21 protein-coding genes are annotated in these 23,810 nt (G+C 66.8%); 13 read left to right on the forward strand and 8 right to left on the reverse strand.

All coding sequences use genetic code 11. The features are described 5' to 3' along the window. Window positions 1-64 precede the first annotated feature (64 nt). Window positions 65-1,213 carry an acyl-CoA dehydrogenase family protein gene (locus QP609_RS13585; RefSeq protein ID WP_014647680.1) on the reverse strand — a complete coding sequence of 383 codons (1,149 nt, stop codon included), beginning with the start codon at window positions 1,211-1,213 and terminating at the stop codon, window positions 65-67. 153 nt (window positions 1,214-1,366) lie between these two features. Here QP609_RS13585 and QP609_RS13590 point away from each other — a divergent pair, with 153 nt between their 5' ends. From QP609_RS13590 to QP609_RS13605, 4 genes are all read left to right on the forward strand, one after another. Further along, complete coding sequence (locus QP609_RS13590) at window positions 1,367-2,296, forward strand: metalloregulator ArsR/SmtB family transcription factor (RefSeq protein WP_014037755.1); 930 nt, start codon at window positions 1,367-1,369, stop codon at window positions 2,294-2,296. Window positions 2,297-2,309: 13 nt separating this feature from the next. Next, the gene (locus tag QP609_RS13595; RefSeq protein WP_014647681.1) at window positions 2,310-3,401 is read left to right on the forward strand and encodes a homocysteine S-methyltransferase family protein; all 1,092 of its coding nucleotides are present in this window, start codon (window positions 2,310-2,312) and stop codon (window positions 3,399-3,401) included. Between the two features lie 57 nt (window positions 3,402-3,458). Beyond that, window positions 3,459-6,143 (forward strand): methionine synthase, encoded by a 2,685-nt coding sequence (gene metH, locus QP609_RS13600; RefSeq protein ID WP_197621535.1) that lies wholly within the window; start codon window positions 3,459-3,461, stop codon window positions 6,141-6,143. 86 nt (window positions 6,144-6,229) lie between these two features. Beyond that, the gene (locus QP609_RS13605; RefSeq protein ID WP_197621536.1) at window positions 6,230-7,414 is read left to right on the forward strand and encodes an MFS transporter; all 1,185 of its coding nucleotides are present in this window, start codon (window positions 6,230-6,232) and stop codon (window positions 7,412-7,414) included. Between the two features lie 12 nt (window positions 7,415-7,426). Here the strand turns inward: QP609_RS13605 and QP609_RS13610 are convergent, their stop codons facing one another. The 6 genes from QP609_RS13610 to QP609_RS13635 form a co-directional block, all read right to left on the reverse strand. Continuing rightward, window positions 7,427-9,499 (reverse strand): acyltransferase family protein, encoded by a 2,073-nt coding sequence (locus QP609_RS13610; RefSeq protein WP_126411149.1) that lies wholly within the window; start codon window positions 9,497-9,499, stop codon window positions 7,427-7,429. A 48-nt stretch (window positions 9,500-9,547) separates the two neighbouring features. After that, window positions 9,548-10,228 (reverse strand): DUF2058 family protein, encoded by a 681-nt coding sequence (locus QP609_RS13615; RefSeq protein WP_197621537.1) that lies wholly within the window; start codon window positions 10,226-10,228, stop codon window positions 9,548-9,550. A 10-nt stretch (window positions 10,229-10,238) separates the two neighbouring features. Then, entirely contained in the window at window positions 10,239-10,481 is a 243-nt protein-coding gene (locus QP609_RS13620; RefSeq protein WP_005410256.1) for a SlyX family protein, read from the reverse strand. Beyond that, a complete protein-coding gene (locus tag QP609_RS13625) occupies window positions 10,474-11,823 on the reverse strand; it encodes a UDP-glucose/GDP-mannose dehydrogenase family protein (protein ID WP_014647687.1) in 1,350 nt (449 codons plus the stop codon). Before QP609_RS13625 ends, QP609_RS13620 begins: the two co-directional genes overlap by 8 nt. Before the next feature lie 23 nt (window positions 11,824-11,846). After that, window positions 11,847-12,824: an FKBP-type peptidyl-prolyl cis-trans isomerase gene (locus tag QP609_RS13630; protein WP_032962085.1), complete on the reverse strand. Its 978-nt coding sequence runs from the start codon at window positions 12,822-12,824 to the stop codon at window positions 11,847-11,849. Window positions 12,825-12,920: 96 nt separating this feature from the next. Then, window positions 12,921-13,508 carry a glutathione peroxidase gene (locus QP609_RS13635; RefSeq protein ID WP_014647689.1) on the reverse strand — a complete coding sequence of 196 codons (588 nt, stop codon included), beginning with the start codon at window positions 13,506-13,508 and terminating at the stop codon, window positions 12,921-12,923. 365 nt (window positions 13,509-13,873) lie between these two features. Between QP609_RS13635 and QP609_RS13640 the strand changes: the two genes are divergently transcribed. The 7 genes from QP609_RS13640 (at window position 13,874) to QP609_RS13670 (ending at window position 18,453) form a co-directional block, all read left to right on the forward strand. Beyond that, window positions 13,874-14,110, forward strand: coding sequence for a hypothetical protein (locus tag QP609_RS13640; protein WP_014647690.1), 237 nt, complete (start codon window positions 13,874-13,876; stop codon window positions 14,108-14,110). Window positions 14,111-14,112: 2 nt separating this feature from the next. Next, window positions 14,113-14,472 (forward strand): GntR family transcriptional regulator, encoded by a 360-nt coding sequence (locus tag QP609_RS13645; protein ID WP_005410261.1) that lies wholly within the window; start codon window positions 14,113-14,115, stop codon window positions 14,470-14,472. Then, window positions 14,472-15,347 carry an ABC transporter ATP-binding protein gene (locus QP609_RS13650; protein ID WP_014647691.1) on the forward strand — a complete coding sequence of 292 codons (876 nt, stop codon included), beginning with the start codon at window positions 14,472-14,474 and terminating at the stop codon, window positions 15,345-15,347. Before QP609_RS13645 ends, QP609_RS13650 begins: the two co-directional genes overlap by 1 nt. Next, window positions 15,344-16,372, forward strand: a complete 1,029-nt coding sequence (locus tag QP609_RS13655) for an ABC-2 transporter permease (protein WP_046431579.1) — start codon at window positions 15,344-15,346, stop codon at window positions 16,370-16,372. Before QP609_RS13650 ends, QP609_RS13655 begins: the two co-directional genes overlap by 4 nt. A gap of 25 nt (window positions 16,373-16,397) precedes the next feature. After that, window positions 16,398-17,285 (forward strand): DUF2807 domain-containing protein, encoded by an 888-nt coding sequence (locus QP609_RS13660; RefSeq protein ID WP_014647693.1) that lies wholly within the window; start codon window positions 16,398-16,400, stop codon window positions 17,283-17,285. A gap of 30 nt (window positions 17,286-17,315) precedes the next feature. Beyond that, window positions 17,316-17,921: a hypothetical protein gene (locus QP609_RS13665; protein WP_197621538.1), complete on the forward strand. Its 606-nt coding sequence runs from the start codon at window positions 17,316-17,318 to the stop codon at window positions 17,919-17,921. Window positions 17,922-18,027: 106 nt separating this feature from the next. Beyond that, window positions 18,028-18,453 (forward strand): hypothetical protein, encoded by a 426-nt coding sequence (locus tag QP609_RS13670; protein ID WP_014647695.1) that lies wholly within the window; start codon window positions 18,028-18,030, stop codon window positions 18,451-18,453. Between the two features lie 105 nt (window positions 18,454-18,558). On the opposite strand, the gene QP609_RS13675 is transcribed toward QP609_RS13670, so the two are convergent. Beyond that, window positions 18,559-19,986, reverse strand: coding sequence for a class II fumarate hydratase (locus tag QP609_RS13675; protein ID WP_032962093.1), 1,428 nt, complete (start codon window positions 19,984-19,986; stop codon window positions 18,559-18,561). Between the two features lie 292 nt (window positions 19,987-20,278). Here QP609_RS13675 and purB point away from each other — a divergent pair, with 292 nt between their 5' ends. Both purB and QP609_RS13685 read left to right on the forward strand, forming a co-directional pair. Further along, window positions 20,279-21,646: an adenylosuccinate lyase gene (purB, locus tag QP609_RS13680; RefSeq protein ID WP_289213798.1), complete on the forward strand. Its 1,368-nt coding sequence runs from the start codon at window positions 20,279-20,281 to the stop codon at window positions 21,644-21,646. A gap of 751 nt (window positions 21,647-22,397) precedes the next feature. Then, on the forward strand, window positions 22,398-23,810 hold the full coding sequence (locus QP609_RS13685) for a cupin domain-containing protein (RefSeq protein ID WP_197621488.1): 1,413 nt from the start codon (window positions 22,398-22,400) through the stop codon (window positions 23,808-23,810).

Consider the following 23,810-nt stretch of genomic DNA (forward strand, 5'->3'; position numbering starts at 1 on the left):
CGCATCCACGCGTGGCGTGGATCGACCGGCCGCGCCGCCCTTGCAGCGGCGCGGCCGTTGCGTCTCAGCGCAGCCCGGTTTCGTTGCGGGCGATCACCAGGCGCTGGATTTCCGAGGTGCCTTCATAGATCTCGGTGATCTTGGCATCACGGAAGTAACGCTCCAGCGGCATCTCCTTCGAATACCCCATGCCGCCGTGGATCTGCACCGCCTGGTGGGTGATCCACATCGCCGCTTCCGAGGCGGTGAGCTTGGCGATGGCGGCTTCGTTGCTGAAGCGCTTGCCCTGGCCCTTCACCCAAGCCGCGCGCAACGTCAGCAGCAGCGCTGCATCCAGCTTGCACTTCATGTCGGCAATCTTGGCCTGGGTCATCTGGAAGGTGCCGATGGCGGCACCGAAGGCCTTGCGCTCCTTCACGTACTCCAGGGTCGCTTCATAGGCGGCACGGGCGATGCCGATGGCCTGCGAGGCGATACCGATGCGGCCGGCATCGAGCACGCTCATGGCGATCTTGAAGCCCTCGCCCTCCTGGCCCAGCACGTCCTCGGCCTGCGCCACGTAATCGTTGAACTCGATCTCGCAGGTGGCCGAGGCGCGGATGCCCAGCTTGGGCTCGGTCTTGCCACGACCGAAACCGGCCTTGTCGGTATCGATGATGAAGGCGGTGATGCCGCGCGCGCCCTTGTCCGGCTCGCTCATCGCGAACAGCACGATGTACTTGGCCACCGGGCCGGAGGTGATCCAGCTCTTCTTGCCATTGATGACGAAGGTGCCGTCGGCCTGTTTCACCGCGCGGCAGCGCATGGCAGTGGCATCGGAACCGGACTGCGGCTCGGTCAGCGCGAACGCGCCGATGGCGGTGCCTTCGGCGATGGCACGCACGTAGGTCTGCTTCTGCTGCTCGGTACCGTGGGTGAGGATGCCGTTGCAGAACAGCGAGTTGTTGACCGACATGATGGTCGAGTGAGCGGCGTCGGCGGCGGCGACCTCCACCATCGCCAGCACGTACGCAACCGGGTCCATGCCCGCACCGCCGTACTCGGTCGGCACTTCGATGCCCATCAGGCCGTTCTCGCCCAGCAGGCGGATGTTGTCCAGCGGGAACTCGCCGGTGCGGTCATGGTGCTCCGCGCTGGGGGCGATCTTTTCCTGCGCGATGCGCCGCGCCACGTCCTGCAGCATCAACTGCTCTTCGGTAAAGCTGAAATCCACAACACCCTCCCGGGTACATGAAGTTATGGGCCGCATACGGCGCGCCCAGGTGCTCCGATTGTACCGGGGGCCGGCTGTTTCCGTACGCTGGCGACTTGACCGCGGCAGGTCTTCTCGGCGAATATATCTCTATATCGCGATAGGTAGATATTTATGGATCTGGAAGACTGGTCGACCCGCCTGAAGGTGTTCGCCGATGCCACCCGCGTGCGCCTGCTGGCGCTGCTGGAGCAGGAGGAACTGACCGTGGCCGAACTGTCGGCAATCACCCGGCTGGCGCAGCCGCGCGTGTCCACCCACCTGGCGCGCCTGAAGGAAGCCGGCCTGGTCCGCGACCGCCGTGCCGGCGTGTCGGCCTACTACCGTTTCGACGAAGCCCAGCTGGACCCGGCGCAGCGTGCATTGTGGCATGCCTTGAGCAACGGAAGCGACGACCCGTTGCTGCGCCAGGATGCCGAGCGCGTGGCTGCAGTGCTGGCCCACCGCGCCTCTGACCAGAACTGGGCCGACAGCGTGGCCGGCGACATGGAGCGCCACTACTCTCCGGGCCGTACCTGGGAGGCGCTGGCGCGCACCGCCTTGCCGTTGCTGGAGACCGGCGACGTGCTGGACATCGCCTCCGGTGACGGCGTGCTGGCCGAACTGGTCGCCCCCCACGCCAAGCGCTACATCTGCATCGATACCAGCGCGCGCGTGGTCGCCGCTGCCAGCGAGCGCCTGCGCCGGCTGCCCAATGTGGAAGTCCGCGAGGGTGACATGCATGCCCTGCCGTTCAAGGACGGCAGCTTCGACCTGGTGGTGCTGATGCACGCGCTGACCTATGCCAGCAAGCCGGCGCAGGCCGTAACCGAAGCCGCACGCGTGCTGCGCCCGGGCGGCCGCCTGCTGCTGTGCAGCCTGGCCCGTCACGAGCACAAGGCAGCGGTGGAGGCCTATGGCCACGTCAACCTCGGCTTCAGCGACAAGGAGCTGCGCAAGTTCGTCGACAAGGCCGGCCTGCAGGTGTCCAGCCTGGAAACGGTCACCCGCGAGAAGCGTCCGCCGCACTTCGAAGTGATTTCGCTGATCGCCAACAAGCCCTGAGCCCGAGACCACCATGCCCGCCCTGCCCTGGTTGCATCCTGACCGTGCCAACGCCCTGCTCGACGCCCTGCGCGAGCGGATCCTGATCATCGACGGCGCGATGGGCACGATGATCCAGCGCCATGGTCTGCAGGAAGACGACTACCGCGGCGAGCGATTCGCCGGTGGCTATGACCATGCGCACGGTCCCGGCTGCGACCACGGCACGCCTGAAGGCCATGACCTGAAGGGCAACAACGACCTGCTGCTGCTGACCCGGCCGCAGGTCATCGCCGACATCCATACCGCATACCTGGACGCCGGGGCGGATCTGGTCGAGACCAACACCTTCAACGCCACTTCGGTCAGCCAGGCCGACTACCACCTCGAACACCTGGTGTACGAGCTGAACAAGGCCGGCGCCGCCGTTGCACGCGCCTGCTGCGATGCGGTGGCTGCGGCCACGCCGGGCAAGCCGCGCTTCGTGATCGGGGTGATCGGTCCCACCAGCCGCACCGCTTCGATCAGTCCCGACGTCAACGATCCGGGCTTCCGCAACACCAGCTTCGACGAGTTGCGCGACACCTATCGCGAAGCCATCGAGGGCCTGATCGATGGCGGCGCCGACACCCTCATGGTCGAGACCATCTTCGACACGCTCAATGCCAAGGCCGCGCTGTATGCGCTGGAGGAGGCCTTCGACGCGCGTGGTGCACGCCTGCCGGTGATGATCTCCGGCACCATCACCGACGCCTCCGGGCGCACCCTGTCCGGGCAGACCGCCGAGGCCTTCCATGCGTCACTGGCGCATGCGCGCCCGCTGTCGATCGGCTTGAACTGCGCGCTGGGCGCCGAGGCGATGCGCCCGCACGTGGAAACCCTCTCGCAGGTCGCCGACTGTTACGTCAGCGCACATCCCAACGCCGGCCTGCCCAACGCCTTCGGCGAGTACGACGAAACGCCTGAGGAGATGGCCACCACCCTGCGCGGCTTCGCCGAGGATGGCCTGTTGAACCTGGTCGGCGGCTGCTGCGGCTCCACCCCCGACCACATCCGTGCGATCGCCCGCGCCGTGGCCGGGCTGCCGCCGCGCGCCCTGCCCGGTGTCCAGGAGCAGGCCGCATGAATGTCGCCGCCACCGTTCCACACTTCCCGCCCTCCTGCTGTTGAGCCGACGCCTGCCATGACGCCTGTCCGCCCTACCCGCCTGTCCGGCCTGGAACCCCTGGTCATCACTCCGGACCTGCTGTTCATCAACGTCGGCGAACGCACCAACGTCACCGGCAGTGCGCAGTTCCGCAAGCTCATCAAGGAAGGCCGCTACGAAGAAGCGGTGGACGTGGCCCGCCAGCAGGTCGCCAGCGGCGCGCAGATCCTCGACGTCAACATGGACGAGGGCCTGATCGATTCGGAAGCGGCGATGACCCGCTACCTCAACCTGATCATGTCCGAGCCGGACATCGCCCGCATCCCGGTCATGGTCGACTCCTCCAAGTGGAGCGTGATCGAGGCCGGGCTGAAGTGCCTGCAGGGCAAGAGCGTGGTCAATTCGATCTCGTTGAAGGAAGGCGAGGCGCTGTTCCGCGAACACGCGCGCAAGGTCCTGCGCTATGGCGCCGCCGCGGTGGTCATGGCCTTCGATGAAAGTGGGCAGGCCGATACCTGCGCGCGCAAGGTCGAGATCTGCACCCGCGCCTACCGCATCCTGGTCGACGAGATCGGCTTCCCGCCGCAGGACATCATCTTCGACCCGAACATCTTCGCCGTCGCCACCGGCATCGAAGAGCACGACAACTATGCGGTGGACTTCATCGAAGCCACCCGCATCATCAAGCAGACCCTGCCGCACTGCCACGTCTCCGGCGGCGTCTCCAACGTCTCGTTCTCGTTCCGCGGCAACGAAACGGTGCGCCAGGCCATCCACTCGGTGTTCCTCTACCACGCCATCGCCGCCGGCATGGACATGGGCATCGTCAACGCCGGCGCCATGCCGATCTACGACGAGCTGGAGCCTGAGCTGCGCGAGCGCGTCGAGGACGTGATCCTCAACCGCCGCAGCGATGCCACCGAGCGCCTGCTGGAGATCGCCGAGCGCTACAAGGGCAGCAAGGGCGCGGCAAAGACCGAGGACCTGGCCTGGCGCGGGAAGCCGGTGGCGCAGCGCCTGGCACATGCGCTGGTGCACGGCCTGGATGCCTTTGTCGAGCAAGACACCGAGCTGGCCCGGCAGGCCTCCAGCCGCCCTCTGGACGTGATCGAGGGCCCGCTGATGGACGGCATGAACATCGTGGGCGACCTGTTCGGTGCCGGCAAGATGTTCCTGCCGCAGGTGGTGAAATCCGCACGCGTGATGAAGAAGGCGGTGGCCTACCTGCTGCCGTACATCGAGGCGGAGAAGGCACGCAGCGGTGATACCGCCAAGAGCAATGGCAAGATCATCATGGCCACGGTGAAGGGCGATGTGCATGACATCGGCAAGAACATCGTCGGCGTGGTCCTGGCCTGCAACAACTTCGAGGTGGTCGACCTGGGCGTGATGGTGCCGGCGCAGAAGATCCTCGATGCCGCCCGCGAGCACAACGCCGACCTGGTCGGCCTGTCCGGACTGATCACCCCGTCGCTGGAGGAGATGAGCCACGTCGCCCGCGAGATGGAGCGCCAGGGCTTCGACCTGCCGCTGCTGATCGGCGGCGCCACCACCTCGCGCGCGCACACCGCGCTGAAGATCGACCCGCACTACAAAGCGCCTACGGTGTGGGTGAAGGACGCCTCGCGCGCGGTGGGCGTGGCCCAGTCGCTGATCTCACGCGACCTGCGCGAAGCCTTCGTCGCCGCCAACGAAGCCGACTATGCCGAGATCCGCGCCCGCCACCGCAACCGTGGCGACGCCAAGCGCCTGGTGACGCTGGAACATGCGCGCGCGCAGAAATTCCAGGGCGGCTGGGACAGCTACACGCCACCGGCACCGGAACACCCCGGCCTGCACGTATTCGACGACTACCCGCTGGACGAGCTGGTCGACTACATCGACTGGACGCCGTTCTTCCAGGCCTGGGAGCTGGCCGGCAAGTTCCCGGCCATCCTCACCGACGAGATCGTCGGCACCCAGGCCAGCGAGCTGTACCGCGATGCGCGCGCGATGCTCGAGCGCATCGTCGGCGAGAAGTGGCTGACGGCCAAGGCCGTGTTCGGCCTGTGGCCGGCCAACAGCATCGGCGACGACGTCCGCGTGCAGCACCCGCAGGGCGAAACCACCCTGCACTTCCTGCGCCAGCAGGTAGACAAGCCGGCCGAGCGCCCGGACTTCTGCCTGGCCGATTTCATCGCGCCCCTCGACAGTGGCAAGCAGGACTGGATCGGCGCGTTCGCAGTCACTGCCGGTATCGGCATCGACGCGCACGTCGCGCGCTTCGAGGCCGAGCATGACGACTACAACGCGATCCTGCTGAAAGCACTGGCCGACCGCCTCGCCGAGGCGCTGGCCGAGCGCCTGCACCAGCGCGTGCGTACCGAATTCTGGGGCCATGAGCGCGCCGAGGCGCTGGACAACGACGCCCTGATCGACGAGCAGTATCGCGGCATCCGGCCGGCGCCTGGCTATCCGGCCTGCCCGGAACACAGCGAGAAACGGCGCCTGTTCGACCTGCTGCAGGCCGAAGCAAACGCCGGCATGGAACTGACCGAGAGCTTCGCGATGTTGCCCACGGCCGCTGTCTCGGGCTACTACTTCAGCCATCCGCAGAGCCAGTACTTCGTGGTCGGCCGGCTCAGCCGCGAACAGGTCAGCGATTACGCCCGCCGCAAGGGCGTGGACCGCGCCCAGGCCGAACGCTGGCTGGCCTCCAACCTCGACTACGACCCCGAATGACACAAAAAGGGGACGGAGGGGATTAAGTCGTTTATGCATTCGCGACTTAATTCCCTCCGTCCCCTTTTTTGCCTCATCATTCCGCGATGACCGTTCCCGTTGCACGCCTCTCCAGCTTCTACCTGTTCTACTACGCGGCGCTGGGCGCGTTCACGCCGTACTGGAGCCTGTTCCTGAGCGCGCGCGGCATGAGCGTGACGGCCATCAGCGTGATGATGGGCCTGTGGTACGCCACCCGCGTGATCGCGCCCAGCACCTGGACCTCGCTGGCGGCCGCATCGCCACGACCGATCCGCCTGCTGCGCGCGGGCTGCGTGCTGACCCTGCTCAGCTTCGCGGTATTCCTGCTGCCGCTGCCACAGCCGTGGATGTACCCGGCGATGGTGGTGTTCTGCTTCTTCTACAACGCGGTGATGCCGCAGTTCGAGTCGATCACCCTCACCCATCTGGGCAACGACAGCCATCGCTACGGGTTGATCCGGGTCTGGGGCTCGCTCGGTTTCATCGCCGTCGTGACCCTGTTCGGCTGGCTGATCGAAGGTGACGGTACGGCCAGCCACGCCGGGCTGCTGCCGTGGATGATGCTGCCACTGTTCGCGCTGCTGGTCGCCTCGGCCTTCAGCAACCACTACGCGCGCGGCGTCGGCAAGACCGGCGGCGACGCCAGCGGCTTCTGGCAGATCGTGCGCCGACCGCCGGTGCTGGCGTTCTTCCTGGCCGCCTTCATGGAGCAACTGTCTTTCGGCCCGTACTACACGTTCTTTTCGGTCTACATGGACCATCACGGCTACCGCACCTCCACCCTGGGCCTGTTGTGGACCATCGGTGTGGTCTTCGAAGTGGGCGTGTTCTTCACCATCGGCCGCTTCTTCCGCCGCTATGACGCCAGCTGGATGCTGTTGATCGCGCTGGTCAGTTCCTGCCTGCGCTGGGCCGTGACCGCACTGTTCCCGGAAAACCTGCCGGTGATGCTGCTGGCGCAGAGCGCGCACGCGCTGGGCTTTGCGGCGTTCTTCGCAGCAGCGATGCAGATGCTGGCGACCTACTTCCCCGGTCGCCTCAATGGGCATGGCCAGGGGCTGCTGTACGGATTCTCGTCCGGTGTCGGCGGTGTGCTCGGCGCACTCATTGCCGGCCAACTGTGGAAGATCGACGATGGTCGCACCGCGTTCCTGGCCGGCAGCGGCTTCGCCCTGATTGGCGCCCTGCTCTGTTTCTTCGCACTGAGCCTGCCGCTCATACGTGCGCGACGGAACAGCCGCGTGCGCTGACCCCTGCCCGGCTCAGCGCTGCAACAGCACCTGTTGCAGCGAGGGCAGCAGCACCCGGTTGCCATGCGCACTGAGATGATCGCCATCGAAGAACAGCGGCCGCCCATCGCGCTGGGCTGGACATAACGCGTCGTCGCACAGCACCGGCATCGGGTCCCACAGCACGCCACCTGGCAGTCCATCGACCACCTGCTGCAGGCTGCCCAGCATGGGTGCCCGCAACGTTTCCATCGCGACGCGCGTGCTGTCCAGGCCGTTGCGGCAGACCTCGTTGCGGGCATTGAAGCGGTCCGAGCAGCGATAAGGAGGCGCTGGCAGCACTGGCTTGGGCGCCTCCAGCACGATGCGTACGCCACGCTCGGCCAGGGGTCTCCACTGCGCGACCGCCTCGGCCACTTCGGCGTCGCGTCCTGCCGCGGCCTCTGCCGTCAGTTCGCCCGCCAGCTGCGCCTGCGCATCGAACAGCACGAACTGATCGGAAAGGCGTGGCACGCGCAACGACACCAGCACCACGGCATCCCCCGGCTGCGCGCGCCGCGCGATATCGGCGAACACCGCGGCGTCGAAATCAGCGCAACCGGCACCGGCACCGCGCCACTTCTGCAGGCTCACCTGCGGGCATCCGCCGCGGCCATAGAGGGAGACCGCCGAGCCGGTTTCCAGGGCCAGTCGCTGCAGCAGCTCGATGTAGGCCATCGCATGCGAATCACCAGCAACGAACACCCGCTTCGGCGCGCCAACCGGTAGCGGGCGGTCGCAGTCTCCACGCGCAAAGGTGCGCGCACTACCGCCTTCGAAACGATGCTTGGCGACCACCAGTGCACACTCGGGATAGTCACCGGCCACGCTCTTGCCATTGGGGTACCAATCGGTCGGATGCCGGCTGACCGTACTCAACGACAGCCGCGGCGCCTGCAGGTAGAGCACTGTCTGGATGCCGGCGGCGCACAGCAGTACGACCGCGCCGGCCAGCACCCAACGCCCGGGACGCAGACGCTGCGCCAACGTGCCGCGGAACGGCTGTTCCACCCAGCGCCACGACAGCCATGACAGCAGCAGCACCAACGCCATCGCGGCGGTCATCTGCAAGGGTGTCTGCAGGCCCACGGTCCAGCGCATCAGCACGAACACCGGCCAGTGCCACAGGTACAGCGAGTACGACAGCAGGCCGATACGGCGCATCGGGGCGCTGGCCAACAGGCGCGCCACCCATGCCTGCGGATGATGATGCAGCGCCCACAGCAGGCCCGCGGTGGCGAAGGCCGGCAGCACGCCGTCAGGCCACGGTGACCGCCCGGCACGCGCGGACCACAACGCCCACCCCAGCAGGCCCAGCGCCACCATGGCCAGCAGGGAGAACACCGGCGCGGCGCGCTTCAGTGCCTGGCCGGTTGCCGGGTCCAGCGATTCGCGCACATGCAGCAGCTGGAACAGCAGCACGCCCACCCCCAGTTGCCAGAGGCGGGTGCTGGTGGCATAGAACGCCCACGATGGCGGCGCCTCGCGCAGACCCAGCACCGCCGCATGCAGCAGCGACGCCATGCTGACCAGGGCGAACAGGCCCAGGCTGATCCAGCGCCCGCGTGCACCGCGCGCCCAAGCCAGGAACAGCAGCGGGAACAGCAGGTAGAACTGCTCTTCCACGCCCAGCGACCAGGTGTGGGTGTAGGGATTGAATTCGGCCCTGGGTGCGAAATAGTCGTTGCCGATCGCTGCCAGCACCCAGTTGCTGAAGCCGAAGAACGCCATCAGTCCGGTCCTGTCACTGGCTTCGCTGAGCCAGGACTCGGGAATGAACAGCACGCTTGCCACGGCAGTCAGCAACAGGCAGGCCAACAGCGCCGGCGCGATGCGACGGATGCGGCGCGCATAGAAGCGCAGCATCGACTGCCCCAGCGACAGCGGCGGCAGCCGGTGTACCGACGCGCTGACCACGAAACCGGAGATGACGAAGAACACATCCACGCCGGTGAACCCGCCTGGCAACCAGGCCGGGTCCAGGTGGAACACGATGACGGCCAGCACGGCGATCGCGCGCAGGCCGTCAATGTGCGGCACGTAGCCACGGCTTGGATCAGCGGTCATCCCTACCCCCACGGCCGCGACGGCAGCGCGCCCGCGGCGGTCACGCGTTTACCAGACCAGGTCGTCCGGCACGTGGTACTGCGGGTCCGCGTACGGATCTTCCTCGGCCGGCGCATTCGGATCGACCTTCAGCGCCACCGATGCGGCGAACACCGCCTCGCACTGCGCCAGCACCTCGGCGGTCACCAGCAGATAGCGGCCATTGAGCTGGACCACACCCAGCTCACCGGCGTTGAGCGCGGTCAGCTGTTCGGCGGTCACATAGATGCGCTTGATCTTGCCGCCGTAGGGGAAGTGGCGGGCAATGTCCGCCGCTTCGGCATTCAGGCCCTTGTCCTTCAGCAGTTCTTCCAGCTTGGCCTTGGCCTCGCGGCGCACACGCGCCTCTTCCTGCTTCAGGCGCTCGGTTTCGATGCGCTCTTCCTTTTCCTTCTGCGCGCGGATGGCGTAGGCCTTGGCCAGGTCAATCTCTTCTGCGCTGCGCGGCTTGCGCGGGCCCTGCTGGCCCGGGCCACGCGACTGGCCGGGCTTGCCCGGGCCGCCATGGCCAGGACCGCGACGCTGGCCGGGCTTGTGCTCGCCCTTGCCAGCGCCCTGCGGCTTTCCATTGCCGTTGCCACCCTTGCCCTGCGGGCGGCCATCACGGCGGGGGCCATCATTCTTGCGCTCTGGCTTGGGCGCAGGCTTGAAGCCCAGGCCCATCAGCTGGTCGCGGAGGGTATCGCTCATAGGATTCGGATCAGTAGTGCGGCGGCGGCGGTTCGCTCGCCGGATCGGAAGAATTCAGCGCGTTGCGGACCTTGCCCAGATCTTCCAGCAGCACGCGCAGCACGTCGGCGTTGCGCATGCCCTGCATGCGGGCATCGGCCAGCGCATCGCTCAGTTCGGCCAGCGCCTGTTCCTGGAAGGACACGCGCATTTCCAGTTCGACCAGGCGCGCTTCCAGCGCCTGCTCGCGTTCGGTTGGCAGCAGATCAGACATGCAGCGAGCGCCCCCGGCCAATGCCGTAATACGCCAGGCCCGCTGCTTCCACGTCCGCCGGCTCGTACAGGTTGCGGCCGTCGAACACCACCGCGTCCTTCAACTGCTCGCGCAGCGTCTGGAAATCGGGGCTGCGGAACTGCTTCCACTCGGTCACCACGACCAGTGCATCGGCGCCCTGCAGCGCCTCGCTGGCATTGCTGCAGAACACCAGGTCATCGCGTTCACCGAAAATGCGCTGCGCCTCATGCATCGCTTCCGGATCGTAGGCACGCACCGTCGCACCGCCTTCCCACAGTTGCGCCAGCAGGCGTCGGCTGGAGGCTTCGCGCATGTCGTCGGTGTTTGGCTTGAATGCCAGGCCCCACACGGCAAAGGTCTTGCCACGCACGCCTTCGTCCTCGCCCTTGTCGTAATGGCGCTGGACCAGGGCGAACAGATGGCCCTTCTGCGCATCGTTGACCGCTTCCACGGCGTTCAGCAGTTTAGGCTCCAGGCCGGCCTGCTGCGCGGTGCGGGCCAGCGCCTGCACATCCTTGGGGAAGCACGAGCCACCATAGCCGGCGCCCGGGTAGATGAAATGCCAGCCGATGCGCGGATCCGAGCCGATGCCCTGGCGGACCTGCTCCACATCGGCGCCGACACGTTCGGCGATGTTGGCGATTTCGTTCATGAACGAGATCTTGGTCGCCAGCATCGCGTTGGCGGCGTACTTGGTCAGCTCGGCCGAACGCACGTCCATTTCCACCACGCGGTCGTGGTTGCGGTTGAACGGTGCATACAGGCGCCGCATCACCGCCACCGACTCGGCGCTGGTCGCACCGATGATGATGCGATCCGGACGCATGCAGTCGGCAACGGCGTCGCCTTCCTTCAGGAATTCCGGGTTGGACACCACGTCGAAGGCGATGTCGGCGCCACGTGCCGCCAGCTCTGCGGCAATGGCGGCACGGACCTTGTCGGCGGTGCCCACCGGCACCGTCGACTTGTTGACCACCACGGTCGGCACGCTCATGTGCTGGCCGATGGTGCGGGCCACGGCCAGCACGTACTGCAGATCAGCGCTGCCATCCTCGTCCGGCGGCGTGCCGACGGCGATGAACACGACCTGGCCGTGGCCGATCGCGGCTGCGGCATCGGTGGTGAACGTCAGCCGCGACGCGGCGTGATTGGCCTTCACCATCGGTTCCAGGCCCGGCTCATAGATCGGGATGATGCCCTGGTTGAGGCCATCGACCTTGGCCTGGTCGATATCGACGCAGACCACCTGGTGGCCGACATCGGCCAGGCAGGTACCGGTCACCAGCCCTACGTAACCGGTACCGAAAATCGCAACGCGCATGTCCGTGCTGGCTCCGTGGTCGCTTACGGCAGGACGCCCAGCAGCTCGACGTCGAACGTCAGAGTCGCGTTCGGGCCGATCGGGCCACCCGGGGTGCCGTTCTCACCGTAGGCGAGCTCGCCCGGGATCCAGAAGCGGTACTTCGAACCGACCGGCATCAGCGCGACGCCTTCGGTCCAGCCCTTGATCACCTGGTCCAGGCCGAACTCGGCCGGCTGGCGACCATAGGAGCTGTCGAACACGGTGCCGTTGAGCAGCTTGCCTTCGTAGTTCACGCGCACCTTGCTGCTCGGCAGCGGACGCTCGCCGCTGCCCGGGCGGATGACCTGGTACTGCAGGCCCGACGGGGTGGTTACCACGCCCGGCTGGGTCTTGTTCTTGGCCAGGAACGCATTGCCTTCCTCGCGGTTGGTCTGCGCGGCAGCGGCGGCCTTGGCCTGCATTTCGGCCTGCTTGCTGCCCATGAACGCCTGGATGGTGGCGGTCGCGTCAGCTTCCGTCATCTTCGGCTGACCCTTGCTCAGGCCGGTGCTGATCGCGTCAAACAGCGAGGCGACATCGATGTCGTCCTTCAGCTGTGCCAGCGACGGGCCGACCGAGTAGGAACCGATCATCTGCGACACCTTGACGCGGTCGACCTTCGGCGGCTGCGAACCCGGCGCCATGCCCGGCACCTGCTGCCCGCTGCGGGCCATCACGACCTGGCGCAGTGCGGCATCGGTGGCCTTGGCCTGTTCCTGGGTGATCTGCGGCTGCAGGCCTTCGAACGAACGTTCCACGGCGGTGCGCAACGCGGCCACATCGATCTCATCGGCGATCGGGGTGAACGACTTGGCGACGTCCAGGCCGATGGCGTAGCCGAGCTTCTGCTTGGGGGAATTCAAGGTTGCGGTCTCCTTGGCGGCTGCGGGGGCAGCCGGTTGTTGCGACAGAGCGACACCCGAAGTGCCCATCGCCAGAATCAGAACCGACGCCGCGGCGCCGCGCATTCCCATCTTCATTCGCTGCATTCCTGGAAGTGTCTGGGCGCCGACGTCGGCGCGAAAAGAAGCATTGTCGCACGCATGCCGTCGATGTCGAGGCATCCGTGCCGGATATCAATGCGTAGGAGCGACGGCCAGCGCCTTGTCGATGGCGGCGGTCAGCTGTGGATCGTCCGGCGTCACCTTGCTGGCGAACTGGGCGATGACCTTGCCATCGCGGCCGACCAGATATTTGTGGAAGTTCCAGCCCGGCGCCACGCCGGTGGCTGCGGTCAACCGCTGGTACAGCGGCGTGGCCTCCGCACCGACGACGTGCACCTTCTCGAACATCGGGAACTTGACGCCATAGGTAAGCGTGCAGAAATCCTGGATCTGCTTCTCGTCACCCGGTTCCTGGCCCTTGAAATCGTTGGACGGGAAACCCAGCACGGCAAAGCCGCGGCCGGCATAACGCTTCTGCAGCGCCTCCAGGCCTTCGTACTGGGGGGTATAGCCGCACTTGCTTGCGGTATTGACCACCAGCAGCACCTGCCCGTGGTAGCGCTGCTGCAGGTTGACCTGCTGCTTGCTTGCCAGCGGGCGATAGTCCAGGTCCAGCAGATCGGCCGCCAGCACGTGGGCGGAACCGGCCAGGCCGGCCACCAGCAGGGTCAACAGGGACAGGCCGCGCAGTCGGCGCGGAACAACGGTCGGCAGGGGCATCGAGAGCAGTCCGCGGTAGCCATTCACAGGGCCGGCCGATAGCGGCCGGGAATCGGCCGAACTATAGCACCGGGCTCCGTTGCCCCTTGTTGCGGCGGGCGCCGGCGGCTTTGCGCGGCGTGGCCTTTCCCGGGAGGACCCACCCTCAACGGCGCAGGGATGACATAGCATGGACAACGCTGAATGGAAGGCAGGGCGTGATCGGCCCGCACGACAATTCCGTTTCCCTTTTCAATCAAGGGGATAAGGGGATATTTCAACGGTTTGACCACCCCTGCCATCAGTTGGGCACGGCAAGGGGTTGCACGTGGGCGTGCCGGTGTTATAGTTGCATACAACACCAGTCACCTGAGACAGGGGGAGCCATGAACGCCCGGATCCGTCGCAACCTCACCGCACCCGCGGCCGCTGCCGTTTCGACCCTGATCGTGCTGGCCTGGCTGGCCATGCCAACCGCTCCCGCCTCCGCCGACAGTGCGCAGGATGCATCCGTTTCGCCGGCCGGGAACGCCGATCCCTCCCCCTCTCCCCCGCGTCGGCTGCACAGCTCCCTGTCCATGCCGTACTTCTCGTTCGCACAGCCGCTGACCCCACGGAGCTGAATATGAGCGACATCCAGTGGAGCGACGGCGCTCCCATCTACCGTCAGTTGAAGGAGCGCGTGATCGCCATGATGCTCGACGGAATCCTCAAGCCGGGCGATGCCCTGCCTTCGGTGCGCCAGGTGGCCGCCGACTACCAGCTCAACCCCATCACCGTTTCGCGCGCTTACCAGGAACTGGCCGATGAAGGCCTGGTCGAGAAGCGCCGCGGCCTGGGCATGTTCATGACCGAGCAGGCGGCCACGCAGCTGCGCAGCAGCGAGCGCGAGCGCTTTCTCAACGAAGAATGGCCGGCGGTGCTGGAGCGCATCCAGCGCCTGGGCCTGAGCCTCGACGAATTGCTGCCCCAGGGGAAAGTCTGATGAATAGCACTGCAAGTGAACCGGTCATCACCGCCCGAGGCCTGCGCAAGGCCTACAAGACCACCGTGGCCCTCGACAATGCCAGCTTCAGCATTCCGAGCGGGCGCATCGTCGGCCTGATCGGGCCCAACGGCGCCGGCAAGACCACCGCGCTGAAGGCCATCCTCGGCCTGACCTCGGTGGAAGGTGAGTTGAGCGTGCTCGGCCGCGACCCGCGGCAGCACCGCGACGCGCTGATGAACGACATCTGCTTCATTGCCGACGTCGCCGTGCTGCCGCGCTGGCTGAAGGTCCGTGAAGCGATCGATTTCGTCGCCGGTGTCCATCCGCGCTTCGACCGTGCCCGCTGCGAGCGTTTCCTGGCCAACACCAAGCTGCAGCCGAAGCAGCGCGTGCGCGAACTGTCCAAGGGCATGATCGTGCAGCTGCACCTGGCGCTGGTGATGGCCATCGATGCGCGCATCCTGGTGCTGGACGAGCCCACCCTGGGCCTGGACATCCTGTACCGCAAGGAGTTCTACCAGCGCCTGCTGGAAGATTATTTCGACGAACAGAAGACCATCATCGTCACCACCCACCAGGTGGAGGAGATCGAGCACATCCTCAGCGACGTCATGTTCATCCGTGATGGTCGCATCGTGCTCGATGCAGAAATGGACGATGTCGGCCAGCGCTACACCGAGCTTCTGGTCAACGCCGACCAGCTGGAGACCGCGCGTGCGCTGAAGCCGATCGACGAGCGCAGCCTGACGTTCGGCAAGACCGTAATGCTGTTCGACGGTGTGCCGCGCACCCAGCTCTCCACCCTTGGCGAGACCCGCAGCCCGGGCCTGGCCGATCTGTTCGTCGCCATCATGAAGGGGACCTACGCATGACTGCCGTCAACCACCCCGTCAGCCCGATGGGCACCCTGCGCTGGCTGCTCAAGCGCGAGTACTGGGAGAACCGTGGCGGTTTCCTGTATGCGCCGCTGATCGCCGGCCTGATCTCGCTGGTGATGAGCACCGTCGGCATCGCCTTCGGCCTGTTTGCACTGAACCGTGCAGCACGCAACGGCGCACTGCATGTCGACGGCGAGAGCGTGAACATCAACGGCCTGGACCTGGCCCTGCTGACCCGCGACATCAGCGCCAAGGACCTGGCCGACCTCGGCAACGGCCTCGACCTGACCCTGGTGCTCAGCTCGGCCTGGCCGTTCCTGGTGCTGGCCTTCGTGGTGTTCTTCTACTGCCTGGGCGCCCTGTACGACGACCGTCGCGACCGCAGCATCCTGTTCTGGAAGTCGCTGCCGCTGTCGGACACCCAGACCGTGCTGTCCAAGGTGATCAGCGCACTGGTCGTGGCCCCGCTGATCGCGGTGATCGCCGGCATCATCACCATGTTCGGCTTCATGCTGGTGATCAGCATCGTCGCGCTGATGCACGGTGGCAGCCCGATGACCCTGATCTGGGGCCCGGCCAGCCCGTTGACCCTGGCCGCCGGTCACCTGGCCTGGATTCCGGTCTACGCCCTGTGGGCCCTGCCCACCGCCGGCTGGCTGCTGCTGTGCTCGGCCTGGGCCCGCACCAAACCGTTCCTGTGGGCGGTGATGCTGCCGCTGTTCGCCGGCGTCATTGTCAGCACCACCAAGGTGATGCCGTTGATCGGCCTGACCACCGGCTGGTTCTGGCAGAACATCGTTGGCCGCCTGCTGCTGGGTGGCGTGCCGGGCACCGACCTGGTGTATCGCCTCAGCGCCGAGGAAGGCACGCGTCGCGATCTCGAATCGGTGGTCAGCCTGATGTCCCCGGCCTCGCAGCTGAAGTCGCTGGCGATGCCGGAACTATGGATCGGTGCCGCCGTCGGTGTCGTGTTCATCGTCCTCGCCATCCGCCTGCGCAAGCGCGCCGGCGAGATCTGATTCCATCCACCCGGAGGCACCACCCATGCGTTCCCTGCTCGCCTGTTCTGCGTTGTTGCTGTTGCCTCTGTCGGCGCTGGCCGCCGATGCTCCGAACTGCAAGTTCACCGCCGCCCGCACGCTGAAGCTGGATGTGGCCGGCGCCAAGGCGGTGGTGCTGGAGGTGAACCAGCATGACCTGAAGGTCGTCGCCAGCAAGGGCGGTGGCCAGCTCGATGGCCGCGCCTGCGCCTCCAGCCAGGAATGGCTGGACCAGCTGGTACTGGAGCAGCGCAGGGAAGGCGACAAGCTGGTCGTCAGCCTGCGCCGCGACGGCCGCCACAGCGGCATCAGCCTGGGCAACAGCTATGCGTGGCTCGACATCCGCGGCAGCGTGCCCGACAACCTGCCCCTGCAGCTCAAGGTCGGCTCCGGCGATGCCAGCGTGGACAACGCCCAATCGCTGAGCGTGGACGTCGGCTCGGGCGACGCGATCGTTCGCGGCACCCGCGGCAGCATCCACGCAGCGGTGGGTTCGGGTGACCTGGACATCGACGGTGGCGGCTCGCTGAACCTGCTGTCGCTCGGCTCCGGCGACGTCAAGGCGCGCAACATCGGCGGCGATGCGGTCACCGGCACCGTCGGCTCCGGTGACCTGAAGATCAGCGATGTCCGCGGCAACGCCCGGCTGGACACGGTCGGTTCCGGCGACATCGGGTTCAAGCGCGTGCAAGGCAACGTCGAGGTCGGCGTGGTCGGCTCGGGCGATGTCGACCTGTCCGACATCGGCGGCAACGTGCACGTGCGCAGCCATGGTTCGGGTGACATCCAGGTCGACGGCGTGCGCGGCAGCCTGACCGTCGACCACAGCGGCAGCGGCGATGTCGGCCACCGCAACGTCGGCGGCACGGTCACCCTGCCCCGCAACAAGTAACCGCCACCGGACCAATTCGAGGGAGTTGCCATGAACCTGCTGCGCCTGCTGCCTGCCACCCTGCTGTGCCTGCCGCTGATCGCCTGCGGCGGCACTTCTTCCACGCCCGACAAGACCGTCGGCAAAAGCGTCGCCGAAGCCACCAGCGGCGTCGGCCAGACCGTCAAGGAGGCCATGGCTGATGCCCGGAAGGACATTACCCAGGGCAACATCAACATCTCCGCCGACAAGCAGCCGCGTGCGGAGATCACGCCGGATGGCCACCTGCTGATCGACGGCAAGGACGTGCCGGCCAACGAGGCCCAGCGACAGCGGTTGCTGGAGTACCGCGGCCACGTCGTCGCCATTGCGATGGACGGCATGGATGTCGGCCTGGCCGGCGCCAAGCTCGGCGCCAGCGCTGCCGGGGAGGCACTGAAGGGCATCTTCAGCGGCGACAGCGAAGGCATCGAGAAGCGGATCAATGCCGAGGCGGAGAAGATCGAAGCCCAGGCCAAGCGCATCTGCAACCGCTTGCCGGCGATGCTGGCCAGCCAGCAGGCACTGGCGCGCGAGCTGCCGGCGTTCAAGCCCTACGCAACGATGGACCAGAGTGACGTCGACGACTGCGGCAAGGACACCGTGGTCCAACGCTAGGCCTGTGACAGATCAGCGCACCCGGCCGGCAGCGGCGCCCCGCTGCCGGCCGTCGTGCGCCGGCCGGCTTACAATGGCGGCCCCGGAGGCCCCCCAACCGAATGCCATGAAGAAGTTGTTCCTGCTGCTGGCCGCCCTGCTCTGCCTGGGCCTGGTCGGCTGTGACAAGGATTACCGCAACCACCGCGCCGAGCGCGGCAAGCCAAAGATCTCCGTCAGCGAAGGCATGGTCACTGTGCGTCGCCCGCCGGCGCCGAACATCATCATCCTCGGCGATGGTTCGATGAAGGTGGACGAGATCCAGATTCCGCTGGACGAGGCACAGAAGCAGATGCTGCAGACCATGTTCGGCAAGCTGCAGGTGCTGCGCCAGAACACCCTGGTCGCCGCCCCGGCCGATCCCAACATGCAGCCGGTGAAGATCCAGCCGCCGGAAGGCATGGAAGTGATCCCGGCCGACCTGGTCCAGCGCATCCCCGAGTTCAAGGACTACACCGACACCTTCGGCAACATCGTCGCCGACCGTCGCTGAAAAAACGCCGCCCCCTGGGCGGCGTTTCCTCTTGTAGAACCGAGCCCATGCTCGGCCCAGGTCCAGGAAGCAGCCGGCCATGGGCTCGGCCCTACGACCGGCAGATCAACCGCCGCCGCCACCGCCCCCCGCGTGGATGCCACCGGCAGTCAGTGCGGCCGGGTCCAGCAGGCGGCGCAGCTCGGCTTCATCCAGGCCGCTGTCCTCCAGCGCGACATCCAGCACCGGACGCTGCTCCTTGTAGGCACGCTTGGCAATCGCCGCCGCCTTCTCGTAGCCGATGATCGGGTTCAGCGCGGTGACCAGGATGGGGTTGCGCGCCAATGCTTCGGCAACGCGATCCTCACGCACCTTCAGCCCGGCAATCGCGCTGTCGGCCAGCAGGCGCGACACATTGGCCAGCAGGCCAATGCCATCCAGCAGGTTCACCGCGATCAGCGGCAGGGTGACATTGAGCTGGAAGTTGCCGGTCTGCCCGGCCACGGTGATCGCGGTGTGGTGGCCGATCACCTGCGCGCAGGCCATCACCGTCGCTTCCGGAATCACCGGGTTGACCTTGCCCGGCATGATCGAGCTGCCCGGCTGCAGCGCCGGCAGTTCGATCTCGCCCAGCCCGGCCAGCGGACCGGCGTTCATCCAGCGAAGATCGTTGGCGATCTTGATCAGCGCCACCGCCAGTGCATTGAGCTGGCCCGACAGTTCCACCGCGTCATCCTGCGCGGCCAGGCCCTCGAACTTGTTCTCGGCGCTGTCGAACTTGAACCCGGTCTGCTGCTTCAACGCCTTGGCCACCTGCGCGCCGAAGCGCGGGTCGGCATTGATGCCGGTACCGATGGCGGTGCCGCCCAGCGGCAGCCGGCGCACACGCTTGAGGCTGTCTTCGATGCGTTCCTGTGCCGAGGCCAGCTGTGCCGACCATGCGCCGAACTCCTGCTCGAAGGTCAGCGGCATCGCATCCATCAGGTGCGTGCGGCCGGTCTTGACCACCTTGCGCAGGCTGCGGCCCTTCTTGTCGAGGGTCTTGCGCAGGTGCACCAGCGCCGGCAGCAGCTGCTCATGTGCCGCCAGTACCGCCGATACGCGCAACGCGGTCGGGATCACGTCATTGGAGCTCTGCCCCTGGTTGACGTGGTCATTGGGGTGCACCGCGGTCTTGCCCGCCTTGCCGGCACGGTTGGCCAGGGTGGCGATGACCTCGTTGGCATTCATGTTCGAGGACGTGCCAGAACCGGTCTGGTAGACGTCGATCGGGAACTGCGCGTCCCAGGTGCCGGCGGCCACTTCGGCGGCAGCGGTCTGGATGGCCTTGGCCACGTTCTTGGGCAGATGGCCCAGCTCGGCGTTGACGCCAGCGGCAGCGCCCTTGACCAGGCCCAGGGCACGGATGAAACCGCGCGGCATGCGCTGGCCCGACACCGGGAAATTCTGCACGGCACGCTGGGTCTGCGCGCCCCACAGGGCGTCGGCAGGCACCTGCAGTTCGCCCATGCTGTCGTGTTCAATTCTGAAACCCTTGCTTGCAGCTCTGCTCATTGCATCAACTCCGCACTACTTCAGTTGGGGAAAGGGAAGCGGCGGCTGGCAGGGTGTCGCTTCCCGGGCTGGCGGCTGCGCCAACGATACTCCCTTGCCCGCAGCGTGGGATGACGAGGACGGGCCAGATCGTTCCGTCCGCAGGGCCGTGTTGTAGAGCCGAGCCCATGCTCGGCTGCCCGCGGGGCGCCGGATTCTCCGAAGCAGCCGAGCGTGGGCTCGGCTCTACAGGGCACGCCCCGCCGGCACGTCGTAGAATATCGGCCCCGCCGCTCGTCCCAGCCCTGCCGACATGTCCGATTCCGCCCTGCTCGCCCTGTCCCCGCTCGATGGCCGCTATGCCGGCAAGGTCGACGCCCTGCGCCCGATCTTCTCCGAGTACGGCCTGATCAAGGCCCGCATCACGGTCGAGGTGGAATGGCTGCTGGCCCTGGCCGCCGAGCCGGGCATCGTCGAACTGGCCCCGTTCTCCGACGCTGCCATCGCCCGCCTGCGCGCGCTGGCCGCCAGCTTCAGCCCGGCCCAGGCCGCGCGCGTGAAGGAGATCGAGCGCACCACCAACCATGACGTCAAGGCGGTGGAGTACTTCATCAAGGAACAGCTGAAGGACGACGCCGAGCTGGCGCCGGCGCTGGAATTCGTGCATTTCGCCTGCACCAGCGAAGACATCAACAACCTCAGCTACGGCCTGATGCTGGAACAGGCGCGCCGCGAGGTGCTGTTGCCGACCCTGGACGGCATCGCCAGCACCCTGCGCACCCTGGCCCACACCCAGGCTGGCCAGCCGATGCTGTCGCGCACCCACGGCCAGACCGCCTCGCCGACCACCCTGGGCAAGGAACTGGCCAACGTGGTCGCGCGCCTGGAGCGCCAGCGCCGGCAGATTGCCGCGGTCGAACTGGCCGGCAAGATCAACGGCGCGGTGGGCAACTACAACGCCCACATCGCCAGCTACCCGGACGTGGACTGGCCAGCCTTCGCCGAGCGCTTCGTGACCGGCCTGGGCCTGGTGTTCAACCCGTACACCACGCAGATCGAGCCGCACGACAACATCGCCGAGATCGGTGATGCCGCACGCCGCGCCAACATCATCCTGATCGACCTGGCCCGTGACATCTGGGGCTACGTTTCGCTGGGCTACTTCAAGCAGCGCCTGAAGGAAGGCGAAGTTGGTTCGTCGACGATGCCGCACAAGGTCAACCCGATCGATTTCGAGAATGCGGAAGGCAACTTCGGCATCGCCAACGCGCTGTTCGAGCACTTCAGCGCGAAGCTGCCGATCAGCCGCTGGCAGCGTGACCTGACCGATTCCACCGTGCTGCGTGCGCTGGGCACCGCGTTCGGCCACAGCCAGGTGGCACTGGATTCGCTGGCCAAGGGCCTGGGCAAGCTGGAAGTGAACCCGCAGCGCCTGGATGCCGATCTGGACGCAGCCTGGGAAGTGCTGGCCGAGGCCGTGCAGACGGTGATGCGCCGCCACGGCCTGCCGAACCCGTACGAGCAGCTGAAGGCGCTGACCCGCGGCCAGGGCATCACCGCCGAGTCGATGCGTGCGTTCGTGCAGGGGCTGGAGCTGCCGGCGGATGCGAAGCAGCGCCTGCTTGAGATGACCCCGGGCAGCTACACCGGCCTGGCTGAGTCGCTGGCGAAGAAGATTTAAGGGGTTTGCTTGCGGCGGCGGCCGCGGGCGCTGCCTGCGGCAGGCAACGGCAACGGCAACGGCAATAGCAACGTCAAGAGCGGCTCTGGATTGCTGCTAGCTGGGTGGGGCGGGAGGGGCCAGCGGGACACGCCGTGAACCCATCCATGGGGGCTCGATGGCGCCATCCATGGCGCCAACGGTCCCGCTGGCCCCTCCCGCCCCACCTCTGGCAGATTCCCGGTGACGGATCGAAGAGCATTGGGTTGTCGGGACGGAATTTGAAAGAGGGACGCGGCTTCGCCGCGTCCGTCTTTGTTTGAGGGTCTTTTGTAGAGCCGAGCCCGTGCTCGGCTGCTTTTGGGCGTGGGCAACAGCAAGCCGAGCGTGGGCTCGGCTCTACAAGGGCATGAGCAAGCGCAGCGCGCGACCCACTGTTGCCTTTGATCTTCTTCTTCCATTCCGTGGCGGGCCACGCAGGAAACTGTCAGGGGCCGGGCGGGTGGGCTGCGCGGGGGTGTCCGCCGCATGGATGCGGCGGCCAAGCTTACAGGGACGTACTTGCAGCGTCCCCCGCGCAGCCCACCCGCCCGGCCAAACCCGGCTTTTGCTTTCAGCGACCAACCCAGACCCCGCCACGAGGGGCTCCGCCGTTGGCCGGCCCCCCCGCGACAAACCACCGCACGTGCGCAATCCCGACGAACGGCGGACAATGGAACCCTTGGCGGCCCGCCACGCCGCCCCTCCCGCTTTCCGCTGCAAGGATTCCCCCATGGCCGCCCGCAAGTCCTCCGCCCCCCTGATCGAAGTCACCGCCCGCCCTGGCCAGCCGCTCGGCATGGCGCCGGCCACCTTCCTGCGCGACTTCTGGCAGAAGCGCCCGCTGCTGATCCGCAATGCCTTTCCGGATTTCCAGACCCCGGTACAGCCGGAAGACCTGGCCGGGCTGGCCTGCGAGGAAGGTGTGCTGGCGCGCCTGATCGAGCACGACAAGGCCCAGGACGGCTGGCGCGTGCGCACCGGCCCGTTCCAGGAAGACGTGTTCCCCGCCCTGCCCGACCACGACTGGACCCTGCTGGTGCAGGACGTGGACAAGTGGGACCCGGACGTGCGCGCCCTGATCCAACACTTCAGCTTCCTGCCGCGCTGGCGCATGGATGACGTGATGATCAGCTTCGCCGCCACCGGCGGCTCGGTCGGCGCCCATGTCGACCAGTACGACGTGTTCCTGCTGCAGGCCCACGGCCACCGCCGCTGGCAGATCGATGCGAGCGAATCGATCAAGGGCAGGCAGCCGCCGCTGGGCTTCCGCCCGGACGTGGAGCTGAAACTGCTGAAGGTGTTCAAGCCCACCCACGACTGGGTGCTGGCGCCGGGCGACATGCTGTACCTGCCGCCGAACGTGCCGCACCACGGCGTCGCCGAAGACCCCTGCCTGACCTTCTCGTTCGGCATGCGTGCGCCGTCTTCTGCCGAGCTGATCAGCGACTATCTGGACACCCTGATCGCCGATGCCGATGAGAACATCCGCTACCAGGATGCCGACCTGAAGGTGCCGGCCGACCCGAACGAAATCGACACGGTGGCGATGGCGCGGGTGATCACCGCCCTCAACGCCATCCGCATGAACGACCCGGACAAGCTGGGTGACTGGTTCGGCCGCTTCATCACCACCTACCGCGCCGCCGGCGAAGTAATGGCCCACCAGGCCGCGCCGGCCGCGGAGCAAGTGGTCGAAGCGCTGGCCTCGGGCATGCTGCTGCAGCGCCACCCGTGGGCCCGCCTGGCCTGGCGCCGGGCCAAGCGTGGCGCCAGCCTGTATGTCAGCGGCCAGGACTTCGCGCTGCCGGTGAAGGACGCGCAGCGCCTGGCCGGCGCCGAGCAGCTCGACGCCGCCGCCTATCGCGGCCTGTCCGACAAGGGCCGTGCCGTGGTCCAGCAGCTGCTGGTCGGTGGTGTGTTCCAGCTGATCGACCCGAATGAGGTGTACGAGGCCGAAGACGAGGAAGACAGCGAGGATGCCGTGGTGCTCGGCGAGGTCGTCGAAGGCCGCGACCGCGTCGAGACGATCGACGCCGACGCGGTGTCCGACGATGTCCACTCCGTGACCGTGCACGACGACGGTATCGAGGTCATCGTCAACTTCGAGGACGACGACGAAGACGACAGCACCGGCCGGGCCTGA

Origin of the sequence: Stenotrophomonas sp. 8(2023) (assembly GCF_030345295.1) — a bacterium.
GTDB lineage: Bacteria > Pseudomonadota > Gammaproteobacteria > Xanthomonadales > Xanthomonadaceae > Stenotrophomonas > Stenotrophomonas muris.